The organism is Streptomyces sp. JLBT605, from assembly GCF_058215555.1.
Window position 1 is genome coordinate 6,542,567 of record NZ_CM177087.1, and the last position, 17,301, is coordinate 6,559,867.

General features: G+C 73.0%; 12 protein-coding genes. 2 read left to right on the top strand and 10 right to left on the bottom strand.

Going from position 1 to position 17,301, the window contains the following annotated elements; genetic code table 11:
* Positions 1 to 29 precede the first annotated feature (29 nt).
* Complete coding sequence (locus AC4BDD_RS28350) at positions 30 to 1,454, top strand: FAD-binding protein (protein ID WP_490688311.1); 1,425 nt, start codon at positions 30 to 32, stop codon at positions 1,452 to 1,454.
* Positions 1,455 to 1,724: 270 nt separating this feature from the next.
* Here AC4BDD_RS28350 and AC4BDD_RS28355 read toward each other — a convergent pair whose 3' ends face one another.
* The 6 genes from AC4BDD_RS28355 to AC4BDD_RS28380 form a co-directional block, all read right to left on the bottom strand.
* Positions 1,725 to 4,772: an alpha-mannosidase gene (locus tag AC4BDD_RS28355; protein ID WP_490688312.1), complete on the bottom strand. Its 3,048-nt coding sequence runs from the start codon at positions 4,770 to 4,772 to the stop codon at positions 1,725 to 1,727.
* Positions 4,773 to 4,882: 110 nt separating this feature from the next.
* Positions 4,883 to 7,036: an endo-beta-N-acetylglucosaminidase gene (locus tag AC4BDD_RS28360; protein ID WP_490688313.1), complete on the bottom strand. Its 2,154-nt coding sequence runs from the start codon at positions 7,034 to 7,036 to the stop codon at positions 4,883 to 4,885.
* A gap of 123 nt (positions 7,037 to 7,159) precedes the next feature.
* On the bottom strand, positions 7,160 to 8,389 hold the full coding sequence (locus tag AC4BDD_RS28365; RefSeq protein WP_490688314.1) for a glycoside hydrolase 5 family protein: 1,230 nt from the start codon (positions 8,387 to 8,389) through the stop codon (positions 7,160 to 7,162).
* Positions 8,390 to 8,414: 25 nt separating this feature from the next.
* Complete coding sequence (locus AC4BDD_RS28370; protein ID WP_490691967.1) at positions 8,415 to 9,236, bottom strand: carbohydrate ABC transporter permease; 822 nt, start codon at positions 9,234 to 9,236, stop codon at positions 8,415 to 8,417.
* 50 nt (positions 9,237 to 9,286) lie between these two features.
* A complete protein-coding gene (locus AC4BDD_RS28375; protein ID WP_490688315.1) occupies positions 9,287 to 10,243 on the bottom strand; it encodes a carbohydrate ABC transporter permease in 957 nt (318 codons plus the stop codon).
* On the bottom strand, positions 10,243 to 11,562 hold the full coding sequence (locus AC4BDD_RS28380) for an ABC transporter substrate-binding protein (RefSeq protein WP_490688316.1): 1,320 nt from the start codon (positions 11,560 to 11,562) through the stop codon (positions 10,243 to 10,245). The genes AC4BDD_RS28375 and AC4BDD_RS28380 overlap by 1 nt, the downstream gene beginning before the upstream one ends.
* Positions 11,563 to 11,727: 165 nt before the next feature.
* On the opposite strand from AC4BDD_RS28380, the gene AC4BDD_RS28385 reads away from it, so the two are divergent.
* Positions 11,728 to 12,783 carry a LacI family DNA-binding transcriptional regulator gene (locus AC4BDD_RS28385; protein ID WP_490688317.1) on the top strand — a complete coding sequence of 352 codons (1,056 nt, stop codon included), beginning with the start codon at positions 11,728 to 11,730 and terminating at the stop codon, positions 12,781 to 12,783.
* On the opposite strand, the gene egtD is transcribed toward AC4BDD_RS28385, so the two are convergent.
* From egtD to egtA, 4 genes are read right to left on the bottom strand one after another with little or no spacing between them, the layout of a single operon-like run.
* A complete protein-coding gene (gene egtD, locus AC4BDD_RS28390; protein ID WP_490688318.1) occupies positions 12,763 to 13,722 on the bottom strand; it encodes an L-histidine N(alpha)-methyltransferase in 960 nt (319 codons plus the stop codon). The two genes, AC4BDD_RS28385 and egtD, sit on opposite strands and share 21 nt — an antisense overlap.
* A complete protein-coding gene (egtC, locus tag AC4BDD_RS28395) occupies positions 13,719 to 14,474 on the bottom strand; it encodes an ergothioneine biosynthesis protein EgtC (protein WP_490688319.1) in 756 nt (251 codons plus the stop codon). The genes egtD and egtC overlap by 4 nt, the downstream gene beginning before the upstream one ends.
* Positions 14,475 to 14,502: 28 nt before the next feature.
* The gene (gene egtB, locus AC4BDD_RS28400; RefSeq protein ID WP_490688320.1) at positions 14,503 to 15,882 is read right to left on the bottom strand and encodes an ergothioneine biosynthesis protein EgtB; all 1,380 of its coding nucleotides are present in this window, start codon (positions 15,880 to 15,882) and stop codon (positions 14,503 to 14,505) included.
* Entirely contained in the window at positions 15,879 to 17,147 is a 1,269-nt protein-coding gene (egtA, locus tag AC4BDD_RS28405; RefSeq protein WP_490688321.1) for an ergothioneine biosynthesis glutamate--cysteine ligase EgtA, read from the bottom strand. The genes egtB and egtA overlap by 4 nt, the downstream gene beginning before the upstream one ends.
* Between the last annotated feature and the right edge of the window lie 154 nt (positions 17,148 to 17,301).

The following is a 17,301-nucleotide window of genomic DNA, read 5'->3' on the forward strand; positions in this document are numbered from 1 at the left end:
CGTACTTACGCGGGGCGCGGGGGATTACGGTGGAGGACCGACCGATCACCACGCGTCCCGCGGAGGGCTCCCGGCACATGATCCCCGTTCCCGACGTCAACCTCCCCGCCCTGCCCGAAGTCGACGGCAGCTGGCACACCGGCCCGCACATACCGCCCTGGGCCTGCGACGACTTCGGCCACACCGTGCGCACCCGTCCGCTGGCCGTCCTCACCCCCGGCTCGGCGCGGGACATACGGGAGCTGATGGCCGCGGCCGGACCGCGGGGCATACCGGTCGCCGCGCGCGGCGGCGGGCACTCGGTGCACGGCCAGGGACAGGCCCAGGACGGTGTCGTCGTCGACATGCGCGGACTGGGCCGGATACTGCGCATGTCGGAAGACGAGGTCACCGTCGAGGCGGGCGCGCTGTGGCGGGACGTGCTCGCCGCCACGCTGCCGCACGGCCGCACCCCGCCGGTGCTCACCGACTACCTCGGCAGCAGCGTCGGCGGCACCCTCTCCGTCGGCGGCATAGGCGGGATGAGCCACCGTCACGGCATGCAGACCGACTCCGTGCTGCGGCTGGACGTGGTGACCGGCGCGGGGGAGGAGGTGAGCTGCTCGGCGGAGCACAACCGCGAGCTGTTCGACGCCGTCCGCGCCGGGCTGAGCCAGTGCGCGATCATCGTCCGGGCCACCATCCGGCTGGTCCGCGCCCCCGCCCGGGTCCGCCGCTACGAGCTGTCCTACCGCGATCCGGCGGCCTACCTCTCCGACCAGAGCCGGCTCGCCCACGACGGCAGGTTCGACTACCTGGAGGGCCAGGCCAGGCTCGCACCGGACGGCACCTGGACGTACCTGATCGAGGCCGTGGCGTACGACACCTGCGACCGCTCGGCCTGGCCGCCGCCGGACCGGGAGCTGCTGGGCAACCTGCGCCACGACCGCGCCACCGAGACCAGCGAGGACCTCGCCTACGCGGACTTCCTGGACCGGCTGGCACCCGGCGAGGAACTGCTGCGCGAGACCGGCGAGTGGTTCCACCCGCACCCCTGGCTCAACCTCTTCCTCCCCGAGGCGGCGGCCCACGCCCTGGTCACCGGCGAACTGGCCGGACTCACCCAGCACGACCTTGGCGACTCCGGGCTGGTGCTGCTCTACCCGGTGCCCACCGCGCGGCTGCGCACCCCGATGCTGCGCCGGCCGGCCGGGGAGCTGATGTACCTGTTCGCCCTGCTGCGCACCGCGCCCGCTGACGACCCGGCCGCCCGCGACGCGCTGATCGCGGCCAACCGCGCCGTGCACGACCGGGCGCTGGCCGCCGGCGCGGTGGCCTACCCGATCAACACGCTGCGGATGTCGGAGGAGGACTGGCGGGCCCACTTCGGGCCGGTGTGGGAGCGGTTGGCGGACGCCAGACGCCGCCATGACCCGTACGGCATCCTCACCCCCGGCCAGGGGCTGCCGCGCTGACCGGAGCGCGGGCCCGAAACCGGTCACCGTCCCCGCGAACGCCGCCTCGGCGGCGCCCGCGGGGACGGTTTCCGTGCCGGCTGCCGGGCGACGGCCGGATCCTGCCCGCGGCCGGCGGGGGAGGCGTCCGCCGGTGCGACGGCGCCGGCCAGCGGCTTTGCGAATGCGACCGAGTGTGAGCCGAGCTGTCGAGCGGCCACAGCGTAGACGGGCGCCTCTCCTGCCTACAAGGGCCTTGACCGATCATCGACTTGCCTGCGAGCGGACCTGTCACAGACCGGGCTTCTCCGCGCGGGACAGCCGCAGGGTGACGATCTCATGCGGGCGCAGCGTCAGCGCCACGTTCACCCCCTCGTGCTCGGCGGGCCCGGTCGGACGCTCCAGCAGATCGCACACCTCGACCGACGCGAACGCGAATCCGGCGGTCAGCCAGGTGCGGGCCCGGCCGCCCAGCGACTCGTACAGCCGCACCACCACATCGCCGCTGCCGTCGTCCGCGAGCTTGACCGCGCTCAGCACCACCGCGTCGTCGCCCGCCGACACCAGCGGCACCACCTCGGCGTTACCCGGCACCCGCCGCTCCGGCAGGTTGATGCGGTAGCCCTCGCGGACCGCGTCCTGGATCCCGGCGCCCGGCACCAGGGCATACCGGAAGCGGTGCATCCCCTGGTCGGTACGCGGGTCGGGGAAGCGCGGCGCACGCAGCAGCGACAGCCGCACCGTGGTGGTGGTCCCGCCGGTGCCCGGTGCCGGCGTCTTGGGGCGGACGGCGCGGGTGACGTCGTAGCCGTAGGTCGAGTCGTTGACCACGGCCACCCCCCAGCCCGGCTCCGCCACGTGGACGAAGCGGTGCGCGCAGGCCTCGAACTTCGCCGCGTCCCAGCTGGTGTTGGTGTGGGTGGGCCGGTACAGATGCCCGAACTGGGTCTCGGCCGCCGCCCGGTCGGCGTGCACATCGAGCGGGAAGGCGACCTTGAGGAACTTCTCCGTCTCGTGCCAGTCCACCTCGGTGTCGAACTCCACCCGCCGCTCACCCGCCGGCAGGGTCACCCGCTGCTCGACCCGGGAGGAGCCGAAGCCCCGCACGATCCGCACCGACCCGTCGTCCAGCAGCTCCACACTCTCCGCCCGCGTCAGATCGGTGACCGTGTTGCGGTAGAAGTGGTCGACGTCCCAGGCGTCCCACATGTTCGGGAAGTCGGTGTGCAACTGGAGCAGGCCGGCGGCCGTGCCCGGCGCCACCGTCTCGCGGTCCGCCGCGATGTCGTACACCGACACCAGCAGTCCGCGGTCGTCGACCGCCACCCGCAGCCGCCCGTTGTCCAGCACGAACCCGCCCTCGGCACGGGGGACCGCGGACACCGCCCGCCCGCCGTCCTCCACCGCCGGTGCCGCGCCGCCGGCCGCCACCCCGCCCCGCTCGTGCGGCGCCGCGTTGAAGACCACCGAGCTCCCCGCCGCTCCGTCACCGGCCAGCGCCGCCTGCGCCCGCGCGATGATCCGCTCCAGCTCTGCGGCCACCTCCGCGTACCTGGCCTCCGCCTCCCGGTGCACCCAGGCGATCGACGAGCCCGGCAGGATGTCGTGGAACTGGAGCAGCAGCACCGTCTTCCACAGCCGGTCCAGCTCCTCGTACGGATAGGAGAAGCCCGCCCGCACCGCCGCCGTCGCCGCCCACAACTCCGCCTCGCGCAGCAGATGCTCGCCGCGCCGGTTGCCCTGCTTGGTCTTCGCCTGGCTGGTCAGCGTCGCCCGGTGCAGCTCCAGATACAGCTCGCCCACCCACACCGGGGCGTGCGCGTACTCCGCCTGCGCCTTCTCGAAGAAGGCCGCGGGCCGCTCGAAGACCACCTTCGCCGAGCCTTCCAGATCCGCCAGCCGCTTGGCCCGCGCCAGCATCTCCCGGGTGGTGCCGCCCCCGCCGTCCCCCCAGCCGGTGGGCGCCAGCGAGCGGGTGGCGGACCCCTTCTCCCGGAAGTTGCGCACCGCGTGCGCCACCTCCCTGCCGGACAGCTGGGAGTTGTAGGTGTCGATGGGCGGGAAGTGGGTGAAGACCCGGGTGCCGTCCAGCCCCTCCCACCAGAAGGTGTGGTGCGGGAACGTGTTCGTCTGGCTCCAGGAGATCTTCTGGGTCAGGAACCACTTCGCCCCCGCCTGTTTGACCAGCTGCGGCAGCGCGGCCGAGTAGCCGAAGGTGTCCGGCAGCCACACCTCCTCGGTCTCGATCCCGAACTCCTCCAGGAAGAAGCGCTTGCCGTGGACGAACTGCCGGGCCAGCGCCTCCGAACCGGGCATGTTGGTGTCGGACTCCACCCACATGCCGCCCACCGGCACGAAGCGGCCCTCGGCCACCGCCTTCTTGACCCGCGCGTACACCTCCGGGCGGTGCTCCTTGATCCACGCGAACTGCTGCGCCTGCGACATCGCGTAGACGAAGTCCGGCTCGTCCTCCAGCAGCGCCGTCATGTTCGCCGTGGTGCGCGCCACCTTGCGCACCGTCTCGCGCAACGGCCACAGCCATGCCGAGTCGATGTGCGCGTGCCCGACCGCGCTCAGGGTGTGCGCCGAGGCGTGCGCGGGGGCGGCGAGCACATCCGCCAGCAGCTCCCGGGCGCGGCCCGCCGTGGAGCCCACGTCCTGCAGATCGACCGCGTCCAGCGCCCGCTCCACCGCGCGCAGGATCTCCCAGCGGCGCGGGGAGTCCTCGGGCAGCTCGACCATCAGCTCGCCCAGCACCTCCAGGTCCTGGACCAGCTCCCAGACCGTCTCGTCGAAGACGGTGAGATCCATCCGGCCCAGCCGGTACTGCGGCTCGCTGCCGGCTGTCTCCTTGTCGCCCAGCTCGGTCGGCCGGAACGGGTGGTAGTCGAGCACCACCGGATTGGACGCGGCCTCGATGTGCAGCTCCACCTCCTCGCCGCCGGCCACCGGCGCGCCCACGCGCACCCACTGGTTGCGCGGATGGAGCCCCTTCACCGGCGAGCCGTCGGGCCGGTAGACCAGCCCCTCGCACTGGAAGCCGGTCATGTTCTCATCGAAGCCCAGGTCCAGCACGGCCTCCACGGTCCGGCCCGCCCACTCCTTGGGCACCGTGCCGGTCACGGTGAACCAGCTGGTGCCCCACGGCGGGCCCCACGCCGCCCCGGCCGCGATCGGGGTGCGCGGGGCGGCCAGCCCCTCGGCGACCGGCACCGGCTCGTCGGGCGCCTGCCACACCCCGACGGTGAGCGGGACGGACGCCGGACGGACGGCCGGGCGGATCCTCTCCTGAAGGACACGCTGGAGACGGGCTTCGGTGACGGCGCGATCGTTGTGCACGGGGAATCGAGCTCCTCGAGTCGTGGCCGGCTGACCAGATGTGACGTGCTACCAGGTGAACGAGGCGGACGGGGCGGATAGCGGCGGCCTGCCGGCGCATTGCCGGCGGTTTACCAGCGGTACGAGACGGTGGCCGGTGCGGAGGAGGCGAACAGCTCGTCCACGGCCCGTATCTCCACCCGGGTCGCCGCCTCGCCGCCACCGCGGCGCAGCGCGGCGACATGGAACGCGCTGCCGCAGGTGCCGCCGAGGAAGCGGCGGCCGCCGCCCGGAAGCACCTGGTGCAGCTCGTAGTGGCGCACCGCGCCCGCGGCCTTGCCCCAGACCACCCGGAGCGCCGCGGTGCCGTCCGGGTTCCGCGCCGCGTCGGCCACCCGCGGCGCGGCCGGGCTCCCCGGCGCGGCGGGCAGCGCGTCGCGCACCGTCAGCGCGCCCAGCCGCCACCGGACGGTGCCCCCGTCGGGTGCGGTCAGCCGGACGCCCAGGGCGTGTACCGTGCCCGCGCGGGGCCCGTGCAGCTTCCGGCCGATCCGCAGCGTCGCGGTGGCCCATCCGCTCCGCGTCCCCGCTCCCTGCGAGCCCGGCCCCGCCCGGAGCGTGCCGGCCGGCACATAACTGAAGCGGTACGGCTCGCCCGGCGAGCCCGGCTGCTCCAGTGCCACCGCCAGCTCCACCCGCACCGCGGCCGAGCCGGCGTCGAGGCGGTGCGCCAGCTCCACCACCGTCGTCCCCGACAGCGGCAGCCGCACCGAGTGCAGTTCGACGGTGGCCGGGGAGGGCAGTGCCCCCTCCACCAGGACGCTGCTCCCGCCGCGCCAGGCGTCGGCGAAGTCGAAGCCGACGCGCGGCCGGGCGCCGTCGGTGCGCACCACCCAGCGGCGGCCGGGCAGCCGGTCCTGGAGCCCGAGATGGTTCCACTCGCTGTCGGAGACCGCCTTGCCCCGCTCATACCAGCGCACCCCGTGCCCGGTGTTGAAGGTGGTGGCGAACGGCAGCGCGGTGACCGTGGACCGGTCCGCGACCGAGAGCGCCGGCGCCCGCCAGCCCCCGCCGCCACGCGGCGCCCGCCGCACACCGGAGGCGGCCGGTGCCGAGGGGTCGAGCGACGCGCCGGTCCAGAAGCGGTCGTCGCGCCGGTGGAACGCGCCGGGCGTGCGCTGGTCGGCGGGGAGGCTGGTCCAGGTCCACTCCGGCCGGTAGAAGCCGTACGACGCCACGTGCGGCCCGTCCGCCGGCACGATGGCGTCCCAGTCCACCGGGGTGTCCCAGCCGCGCGCCTCGGTGTCGATCCCGGCCCACAGCTCGTAGCGGTCCCGCTCCAGGTCCTCGGCGAGACGTGCGGAGGAGAGCAGTCCGGAGGCGGACCAGCCGAAATTGACGAACATCGAGTCGGCGGCCCGGAAGAAGGCGGAGTTACGGTCGTTGAGCTCGTCCTGCCAGCTGACCGCCCCGGTGTCGATCATGGAGTCGTACCAGGTCACCCGGAGCCCCTCGGCCCGGTCGCGGAGGTGGTGCAGGAAATCCCGCATGTCGGCGGCGAGTAGCGCGTCCCCGCCGCCGGTCTCGGCGTTCACGAACCAGCCGTCGAAGCCGTACGCCCTGGCCACCTCGATCAGCTTGTCGGCGAGCGGGAAACCGCCGGACGCGTCGCGCCGCACCAGATCCCGCGTCCAGCGCAGCTGCCCGCCGTACGCCACCGGCGGCAGGAAGATGTTGCCGAGCACCGGGACGCCGTTGCGGTGCGCCGCGTCCACCACGGGGGCGTTGGGCGCCAGGATCAGGCCCTCGCCCGAGGAGCCGCCCCAGAACACCAGCTCGTCGATGTACGCCCAGTGGGTCGGGGCGTAGACGTCCGCCTTCGGCGCGCCCTGGGAGGGGTTGAGCGAGGTCGGGGCGAACGCGGCCAGCGCCTGGACGCGGGCCTGCCCGGCGCGCGCGGTGCGGTTGACCGGGACCGGGGTGAAGCGGGCGGCGAGGGGGACGGCCGCGGTGTTGTACGGCAGATCGGCGTCGGCCTGCGGGCTCCACGACGCAAGGCTCCGCCAGACCACGCCGGGCTCCGGACTGCCGCTGGGCAGGCTGTCGGGGAACCAGTACGAGGCGTACGGCTGGAGTGCGGGGGCGGCGCCGGCGCCGCGAGGTGTGGGATCCGCGGCGGCGCGGCCCGCCGCCAGCCCGGCCATCGCGGCGGCGGCGCCGACGGCCAGCACGCCCCGCCGCGCGGGGCCGGCCGGGGGGAGCGCTGTATGCGGTCTGTTGGCCATGAGGTGCTCCTTTCTGCTCAGCTTTCGAGCCCATTGAGGACACGCCCGGAGGGCGTTCGGGGGTCCGGGGGCTTGCCCCCGGTTACGGGAAAGGGCGGGGTGGGGAAGGAGCGGCCGGCACGGCTAGTCCGTTCCGGCCGGGGTGACCAGCTCCGTGATGCCGCGCGCCGCCAAGTACGCCGGATCATCCGCCCGCCCGGCGCAGACGCACGCCGGCCGCACACCGTCCGCCGCCAGCCGCATCCACGCCTCGAAGTACCTGCCGCCCGGCGCGCACGCCGCACGCGCCTCCGGCTCCACCACCAGCGCCGTGGTGCGCGGCGCCGGCCGCGGCGCCGCGGCCCGGTACTCCCGGACGACCGAGGCGACGGCGGCCCCGGCCGGCTTGACCCGGCGGTCGTTGGTGAGCAGCCCCAGCCCGTACTCCAGCTCGGGGAAGTCGGCCAGCGCCCGGTCGACGTCGTGCGAGCACCACCAGGTCACGCCCCACAGATCGGGGCAGTCCAGGGCGTGGGAGAGGGTCGCCTCGGTGAAGGCCGCGGCCCGGTCGGCCGGGATGTGCGGGGCCGGGGCGCCGACTTCCTGGAGCCAGACCGGGCGGTGCGGGTCGGCCGCCCACGCCTTGGAGAGCTCGATCAGATAGGCGGCGTGCCGCTCGGTGGCGGCGCCCTCGGCGCCGTGCAGCTGGGCGGTGCCGTTGAACACCCAGGAGTGCACCGCGGTCGCGGCGCCGATCCGGGCCGCGTGCTCCGGGGTGAAGGGGTGATCCGACCGGTACCAGGCGGCGTCGTAACAGGCGTGCACGTGCAGGCGGCCCGGGGCGCCCTTCTCGCACGCCTCCAGCATCCGCCGCAGCCACGCGTCGGCCTGCCGGGGGTTGATCCGGTCGGGGTCGGGGTGCGGGTCCGCCGCGAACTGGTTGACCTCGTTGCCCACGGTCATGCCGATGAAGTGTGCCCGGTCGGCGAGGGCCTCGGCCAGGGTGCGCAGATAGGCCGCCTGGGCCTCGATTATGTCGGGGTCGGTGAAGAGGTTGCGCCGGTGCCAGGTCGTGGTCCAGGACGGCAGGAAGTCGAAGCTCGACAGGTGCCCCTGGAGGCCGTCCACGCTCAACGCCAGGCCGCGTTCGCCGGCCGCGTCGGCCAGCAGCACCAGTTGCTCGACGGCGCGCGGCCGGATCAGGGCGCGGTTGGGCTGGAAGAGGGGCCACAGCGGGAAGACCCGGATGTGGTCGAGTCCGAGTGCCGCGATGGAGTCCAGGTCGGCGCGGACCTCGTCGAGATCGAAGTCCAGCCAGTGGTGGAACCAGCCGCGGGTGGGGGTGTAGTTGACGCCGAAGCGCAAGGAAGTCATCCCTTCTGCAACCTGCGGTGCCCGGTCAGCCCTTGACGGCGCCCTCGCTCACGCCGCGGAAGAAGTAGCGCTGGAGGCAGAGGAACAGCGTGATCAGCGGGGCGACCGCGATGATCGCGCCGGCCGCCACCAGCCGGGGGTTGTTGGCGAAGGTGCCGTGCAGATAGTTGAGGCCGACGGTCAGGGTGAACTTGTCGGAGTCGGAGAGCACGATCAGCGGCCAGAGGAAGTCGTCCCAGGCGAACATGAAGGAGAAGATGGCCACCACCGCCAGGGTGCCCTTGACCGACGGCAGCGCGATGCGGAGGAACCGCTGCCACACATTGGCGCCGTCGATGACGGCCGCCTCCTCCACCTCGTACGGCAGGCCGGCGAAGGCGTTCCGCATCAGCAGTACGTTCAGCGCGCCGACCGAGCCGGGCAGCACCACCGCGATCAGGGAGTTGTCGAGCTCCAGGTCCCGCACCATGGTGAACTGCGCGATGATGATGGACTCCACCGGGACCAGCAGCGCCACCACGAAGGCCAGCGAGGCGGCCCGCCGGCCGCGGAAGCGCAGCCGGGCGAGGGCGTATCCGGCCAGCGAGGCGCCGACGCAGTTGGTCACCACATTGGCCACCGCGACCTTCAGGGAGTTCAGCGCGTAGTCCCAGACGGGGATGATGTCGGCCACGGCGGAGTAGTTGTCCAGCGTCGGGTCCTCGGGGACGAAACGCGGCGGCGAGGTGTAGATGTCCTCCGTGGTGCTCTTGAGCGAGGTGGACAGCTGCCACAGGAACGGTCCGACGCAGATCAGCAGGACCACGACGAGCAGCAGGTAACGGAGCGCCTTCTCCCAGCCGGACATCCGCCTCGCCGGCCCGGCCTTCCTGCCTGCCCGCTTCACCGGCCCTCGCTTCACCCGTCCTCCTTCCGGTCGGCGCGCAGCACCAGCAGCATCAGCAGCAGCGCGATACAGAAGATCACCAGCGAGATCGCGGAGGCATAGCCGACCCGGCCGTTGAGCCCGGTGCCCACGCGCTGGACGAGCATCACCAAGGTGGTGTCCTCACCGGCCGGACCGCCGCTCGGCCCCGCCAGCAGGTACACCTCGGAGAACACCTTGAACGCGGCGACCGAGGAGAGCGCCCCGACCAGCACCATGGTCGAGCGGATCGACGGCAGGGTGACGTGGAAGAACCGCCGGACGGCGCCGGCCCCGTCCACCGCCGCCGCCTCGTGCAGCTCCTGGGGCACATGGGCCAGCGCGGCCAGATAAACGATCATGTAGTAGCCCAGGCCCTTCCACACCGTCAGCGCCATGGCGCTGAACAGCAGCAGCCACTGGTCGCCCAGGAAGGCCACCGGCCCGGCCCCGAAGACGTCGAGGATGGCGTTGATCAGCCCCCGGTCGTCCAGCATCCAGCTCCAGATCAGCGACACCACGACGACCGAGGCCACCACCGGGGTGTAGAAGGCGGCGCGGAAGAAGGCGATGCCGGGGATCTGCCGGTGCACCAGGAGGGCCAGCAGCAGCGGCAGCACCACGGTGAACGGCACCACCAGCGCGACGTACAGCAGGCTGTTGCGCAGGGCGATCCAGAACTGCTCGTCGTCCAGCATCGCGCGGAAGTTCTCCAGCCCCACCCACCGGCCCCCGGTGAGTGTGCGGGCGTCGGTGAACGACGCCTGCACCGTGCTCAGGAACGGATAGATCTGGAAGGCGACGATGACCGCCAGGCCCGGGAGCAGGAAGAGCCAGGGGCTCGCGGCCCGGTGGGTGCGCGGCCGCGATGCGCGGCGCCGCGCCGGGGCCGGGCGGCCGGGCACCGGCGGCGCGGCGGTGCGCACCGGCGAGGTGACGGGCCCTGCCATCAGCTCTGCTTCAGCAGCTTGTTGCTCTGCTCCACCGCGTCGTCGAGCGCCTGCCGCGGGGACTTCCTGCCTTGCAGGGCCTTGGCCACCTCGTTCTGCAGGATCGTCTTCATCTCGTCGCTCATCACGACGGGGGTGTAGTTCACCGCGTCCTTGAGCATCCTGGCCGCGGCCACCCGGACGCGGCCCTCGTCGGTGCCGTCGTCCTTCGCCCAGTACTCCTTCTCCAGCGACCCCTTGGTGCTGGGGAAGATCGCCACCTTGTGGGCGAACGACTCCTGGTGCCGCTGATCGGTCACGAAGTGGGCGAAGGCGATCGCGGCGGCCTTGTGGTCGCTTCGCTCGTTCACCGCCAGGCCCATCACATACATATTGGGCTTGCCGTTCTCGGTCGGGGTGTCGGTGATTCCGAGATTCCGGTACAGGCTCGGCGCGTCCCGTTTGAAGGTCGCCAGATCGTGGGCGCCGCCCGGATTCATCGCCACCTTCTGTTCCAGGAATTTCTGTCCGGCCTTCTCCGGGGTCATGATCAGCGCCTGCGAGTCCAGTCCGCCGTTGTCGTACAGCTCCTGGTAGCGGGTGAGCAGCTCGACGCCCCTGGGCTCGTTGTAGGTGAACTCGGTGGCGTCGTCGTTCATCAGCCGCACGCCGTACCGGCCGAAGTCCTCGATCGTCGGAGTGCCGGCCAGCGTGGCGATCCCGCCGCCCGACTCCTTCGCCATCGTGTTGGCGGCCGAGAAGAGTTCGTCGTAATTCCGCGGCGGCTTCGCGGGGTCGAGCCCGGCCTTGACGAAGAGCGCCTTGTTGTAGAACAGCGGACCGGTGTTGAGGTACCAGGGAAAGGCATAGCTGCCGTTCAGGCCGGGCAGCGACGTGCCCTGCCACGCCTGCGGGGTGTACTCATCCCTGAACCGGGAGCTTGCCTTCTCCTTGTCCAGATTCATCAGCAGCCCGGCCTTGGCCAGCGGATACGACAGGTCCGGCGAGACATTGACGACATCCGCGAGATTCCCCGCCCCCGCGTCCGCGCTCAGCTTCTCCGCGTAGTTCTCCCCGGGAGCGTCCTGCCACTCGACCTTCACATCCGGGTACTTCTCCTCGAAGTCACTGATCAGACCCTGGAAGTAGTCCTTGAAGTTCGCCCGCAGATTCCAGGTCTGGAAGGTGATCTCCCCCTCGATTTTCCCGTCCGCACGGGAGCCGCCGTCGTCACCGGAGCCGCAACCGGTCACTGTCAGGGCGGAGATGACGAGCGGGACGGTGAGGGCGACCGCGGCGCGGAGGGTTCTGCGGGAGGAGGTGCCAGATGAGTCAGACATGACCGACGAGCTCCTTCGCTTCTGTCCAGGAGGTGGCGGACCAAAAGCTGCCCCCAGGCCGCCGGTGGAGTCAAGACTGCCGTCGCGAACTAATGCGCTTTAGCATGAAGGAGCTCAAGCGCTTTAGTACAGACCCCCGTTCACTGCGGGGGCGGGAGGTGACCCATGCGCCGGACCCCGGCCCGACGCCCCACCATGAAGGACATCGCACGCCGCGCCGGAGTCTCCGAGAGCGCCGTGTCCTTCGCGCTCAACGACCGGCCCGGCGTCTCGTCCGCCACCCGCGAACGGGTGCGCCGCGTCGCCGAACAGCTCGGCTGGCAGCCGAGCACGGCCGCGCGGGCGCTCTCCGGCGAGGGCTCGGCCACGGTCGGGCTGGTGCTGGCCCGGCCCGCCAGCACCCTCGGCGTGGAGTCCTTCTTCCTGCGCCTGGTCTCCGGCGTCCAGGAGGCCCTCGCCCGCCGCGGGCTGGGGCTGCTCTTCCAGGTGGTGGAGGACATCGAGGCGGAGGCCGCGGTCTACCGCCGCTGGTGGGCCGAGCATCGGGTCGACGGACTGCTCGTCGTCGACCCGCGCCAGCACGACCCCCGCCCCGCGCTGCTGGACGAACTCGGCCTGCCCGCCGTGGTGATCGGCTCACTGCCCGCCCCGGCCCCGCCCGGCATCTCCAACCTCTGGGCGGACGACGCCGGCGCGATGGCCTCCATCGTCAGCCATCTGCACGACCTCGGCCACCGCCGGATCGTGCACATCGCCGGCCTCCCGGAACTCACCCACACCCGGCGCCGGATGGACTCGCTGCGCGAAGAGGCCGCCCGCCGCGGTCTGGCCGAGGTGCGCTCGGTGCCCACCGACTACTCCGACGCCCAGGGCGCCGCGGCCACCGCCCGGGTGCTCGCGGAAGGCCCGCCGCCCACCGCGATCGTCTACGACAACGATGTGATGGCCGTCGCCGGGCTGGCCGTCGCCGCCGAACGCGGACTCCGCGTCCCGGCCGAGTTGTCCATCGTGGCCTGGGACGACTCGGTGCTGTGCCGCAGCACCCACCCCTCGCTCACCGCACTGGTCCGCGACACCGCCGCCTTCGGGCGGCACGCCGCCGAGCAGCTGATCGCGCTGCTCGACGGCGGCCTGGCGGTGCGCGTCCAGGACGACCTGCCGCGGCTGGTCCCCCGGGGCAGCACCGCCGCACCCCCTGGCTCAACCGCGCAGCGCCAGTGACAGCGCGAAGCGGCCCGCCCGGTCCGTCCACCACTCGCGCAAGGCGAATCCGGCCGCCTCCAGCTCGGCGCCCACCCGCTCCCGGCGGAACTTCGCGGACACCTCGGTGCGCATCTCCTCACCGGCGGCGAAGTGCGCCGCCAGGTCGAGCGCCGGGACCTTCACGGTGAGGTCGCTCCGCGCCCGCAGCCGCATCTCGATCCACTCGTGCCCGCTGTCCCAGACCGCGACATGGTCGAACGCCTCCGGGTCGAAATCGGCCCCCAGCTCCCGGTTGACGACCGACAGGACGTTCTTGTTGAACTCCGCGGTGACGCCCTGGGCGTCGTCGTACGCGGCCACCAGCGTCGCCTCGTCCTTGACCAGGTCGGTGCCGAGCAGCAGCGCGTCACCGGGGGCCAGCAGACCGGCGACCGAGGACAGGAACGCGGCGCGCTCCTCGGGCAGCAGATTGCCGATGGTGCCGCCGAGGAACGCCACCAGCCGCGGCCCCGGGGCCTTGGGCAGCACCAGACCGGACTGGAAGTCGGCGATCAGGGCGTGCACGGTCAGCTCCGGATGCGTCTCCAGCAGCGCCCGCCCGGCCAGGGTCAGCGCGCTCTCGCTGACGTCCACCGGGATGTAGGTGCCCGGGCGCAGCGCGCGCAGCAGATGACGGGTCTTCTCCGACGAGCCGGAACCCAGCTCCACCAGGGTGCGGGCCCCGGTGGCCGCGGCGATCTCGCTCGCCCGGTCGCCGAGGATCTCCCGCTCGGCACGGGTCGGGTAGTACTCGGGCAGCTCGGTGATCCGCTCGAACAGCTCGCTGCCGCGCGCGTCGTAGAACCACTTGGGTGGCAGGGACTTGGGAACACAGGCCAGCCCGCGGGCCACATCGGCGCGCAGGGCCGCGGCCGTGGCATCGGCGGGAAGGGTGCGGGTGACGGTGAACGGGCTCACGGGGAAGGCTCCTTGAGCGGGGTGAGAAGTACCTCGGTGCGGGTGGCGGTCAGCAGGGTGCGATCGGAAACCTCCGTCCACAGCGGGTCGTCGTCGTACGGCTCGGAGGCGACCACCGTGCCCCGCGCCGGGTCGGTCCGGTACCACAGGGTGTCGCCCCAGGCGGTCGCGGCGATCGCCCGGTCCTCGAGGAGCAGCAGGTTCAGCCGCGAGCCGGGCGCAGCCGCGGCGACGGCCCGGGTGGTGTCGGCCAGCGCCTCCGGGGCGGAGTAGCCGTCCCGCAACCGGCGCAGTACCAGGGCCCACACCAGCGCCGAGTCGCAGCGGGCCGCGAGACCCAGCAGGTCGACCGGTGGCAGCCCGGCGGCCAGCCGGGCCACCGAGTGCGGCCAGCCGCGCACCGCCCCGTTGTGGCTGAACAGCCGCCCCTCGCCCGCGTACGGCGCCGCGGCGGCCTCCCCGTCCGGGTCGGCCAGCGTGGCGTCCCGGACCGCGCCGAGCAGCGCTTCGGAGCGCACCACACGCGCCAGATCGAGGAAGGAGGCATCCGCCCAGATCGGCCCGGCCCGCCGGTAGCGGGCCGGTTCCGGGTCGTCCGGGGCGTACCAGCCGACGCCGAAACCGTCGGCGTTGACGGTGCCGTGCGCCTGCCGGCGTGGCGCCCAGGACTGCCGGAACAGGCTGTGCTGGGGCCGCAGCAGGACCTCACCCAGGGGAATCCCGGGCCCGAGATAGGCCAGATGGCGGCACATCAGCGCCTCCCGCACGTCATGGCGGCCATCACGCCACCCCCTGCGGGCCGGCGTCCCGCGCGGTGCGGAAGCCGGAGAAGATCTGGCGCCGGACGGGCAGGTCCCAGTTGCGGAAGGTGCCCCGGCAGGCGACCGGGTCGACCGCGAAGGAACCGCCCCGCAGCACCTTGTAGTCGGCGCCGAAGAAGACCTCGGAGTACTCGCGGTAGGGGAAGGCGGCGAAGCCCGGATAGGGCAGGAAGTCGCTGGCGGTCCACTCCCACACATCGCCGATCAGCTGCCGGACCCCCAGCGGCGAGGCGCCCTGCGGATAGCTGCCGGCCGGCGCCGGCCGCAGGTGCCGCTGCCCGAGATTGGCGTGCGCGGGGGTGGGATCGGCGTCGCCCCACGGATACCGCCGGGAGCGGTCCGCCCCCGGGTCGTACCGGGCGGCCTTCTCCCACTCGGCCTCGGTGGGCAGCCGGCGCCCGGCCCAGCGGGCGTAGGCGTCGGCCTCGTACCAGCTGACATGGAGCACCGGCTCGGCCGGCGGCACCGGCTCGGTCACCCCGAAGCGGCGGCGCAGCCACTGGCCGCCCTCCCGCCGCCAGAACAGCGGGGCGCTCAGCCCCGTCTTGCGCACATGGGCCCAGCCGGTCCCGGTCCACCAGCGCGGCTCGCGGTAGCCGCCGTCCTCGATGAAACGCAGGTAGGCGCCGCAGGTCACCGGCACGGTGTCGATGAAGAAGGCGGGCAGTATCCGGCGGTGCGCCGGGCGCTCGTTGTCCAGCGCCCAGGGCTCGGTGGAGGTGCCCATGGTGAACGGACCGGCCGGCACCAGGACTTCGGGCGGCAGCAGCTCGGCGGTGCCGTCCGGCGGCCCCGGCGGCTCGGGCGCGGACAGTGCCGCCGGGCCGCGCCGCAGCTGATGGGTGATGAGCATGGTCTCGTCGTGCTGCTGCTCGTGCTGGGCGATCATGCCGAACGCGAAACCGGCGTCGACCAGCGGGGCGCCGTCCATTGGGGTGCGCTCCAGGACGTCCAGCACCCGTCCGCGGACCTCGGCGACATAGCGGCGGGCCTCGTCGGGCGGCAGCAGCGGCAGGGTGGGGCGCTCGGCACGCGGGTGCTCGAAGGCGTCGTACACCGAGTCGATCTCGGGACGCAGCGCCTCCCGGCCGCCGACGGCGCGCAGCAGCCACTGCTCCTCCTGATTGCCGATGTGGGCGAGATCCCACACCAGCGGCGACATCAAGGGGGAGTGCTGGGCGGTGAGGTCATGGTCGTCGACGCAGGTGGTGAGGGTGTGGGTGCGGTCCCGGGCGGTGCGCAGCACCTGCTCGGCGCGGCGCCGCAGCACCTCGGGGTCACCCTGCGGGCCGCCGGGCTTCCGGGCGGCGCCCGGGCGGGGGGTGCGGGGGGCGGTCATGACGGGCTTCCCTTCCCGGCGGTGGCGAGCAGATCGTCGGCCGGACATCGGCCACGGGCGACGTACCGGTCGGTGAAGGCGGCCACCGCGTCGCGGATGGACACCGAGGCACCCATCCGGGGCAGGGCCTCCTGGGCGGCGGCGAAGCAGGTGAGCGCCGCGGCGTGCAGCTCGGGATCGGCGAGCGCCTGCCGTGCGGCGCTGCGCCACAGCGGGTTGCGCGGCGCGGGGTGCCCGCCGGCCGTCTCGGCGAGCGGTTTGACGGCCCGGTAGACGGTCTCGGCGGCCTGCGGGTCGTCGAAGAGCGCGGCCGCGACGGCGAGCGGCACCACCCAGCCGTCGTCCCCCGACTGGGCGTCGATCATGCGCAACTCCAGATGGCCGCGCGGCCGGACCGGCGGGAAGAGGGTGGTGATGTGGTAGTCGAGGTCGTCCAGGGTGGGCGGGCGCGGGAGCCCGCCGCGCACCCACTCCCGGAAGGTGAGACCCTCGGGGATCGGCCAGGGCCCCTCCGGGGTCCGGAAGAACATCACCGGGGCGTCCATGACGTACGCCGCCCAGGCGGCGCGCGGATCGTGCCCGTCGGCGGGGGCGAGGGTGCGGCCGGGGTCCATGGTGGACCACAGCACCTGGCGGGTGGAGCGGTAGCCGGTGGGCACGCCCTGGCTGAGCGGCGAGTTGGCGAACGCGGCGGTGAGCACGGCGCCCAGCAGGTGCGCCAGCTGCCAGCGTCTGCCCATGCCCAGCGGCCCCGGCTCGGCGTGTCCGGCGTCGACGCACACCTGCACCGAGGCCGTGCAGCACATCATGGAGCGGCCGGACGGCCCCCAGCGGTCGAAGTACCGCTCCATCGAGGTGTACCGGTGGTCGGTGAGCAGCCGGCGCGGCGGATGCCAGGGATTGTGACCGTGGCCCGCGAGGGCGAGACCGGCTCCGGCGAGGAGGTTCCGTACGAGGGCGAGATCGGCCGCGGTGCCTTCCACGCAGGCGATCAGTGACGCGGTCGGCGGGGAGCTGAGCTCCAGCTGGCCGCCGGGCTCGACGGTGAGGGCGGACCGCAGGGGCAGTGCGCGCAGCGCGGCGAGGGCGGCGGTGAGCCGGTCCGGGGCCACCGGGGTCGCCGGGTCGTGCAGATCGTGGACGAGCCATTCGAGTTCGACGCCGATGAGCCGCGGCGGCCCGGTCTTGAAGCAGATGCCGCGCAGATGGGCCTCCAGTTCGGCCTCGGCTATCGGGTCCTGGTCGGTCACCTCGTGTTCGGGCACAGCTGTCATCTCCTGTCCCGTTCCGGTCCTCGGCCCGTCGTCGGATCCGGGCCGGAATGCCGCCCACCACCCTCACGCGCCGCGGTCGCCGGTCTCAAGGGCGCCTCCAGCCTTGCATAGGAGTTCTTGATGTGCAGGGCGAGGCGGTGACGGC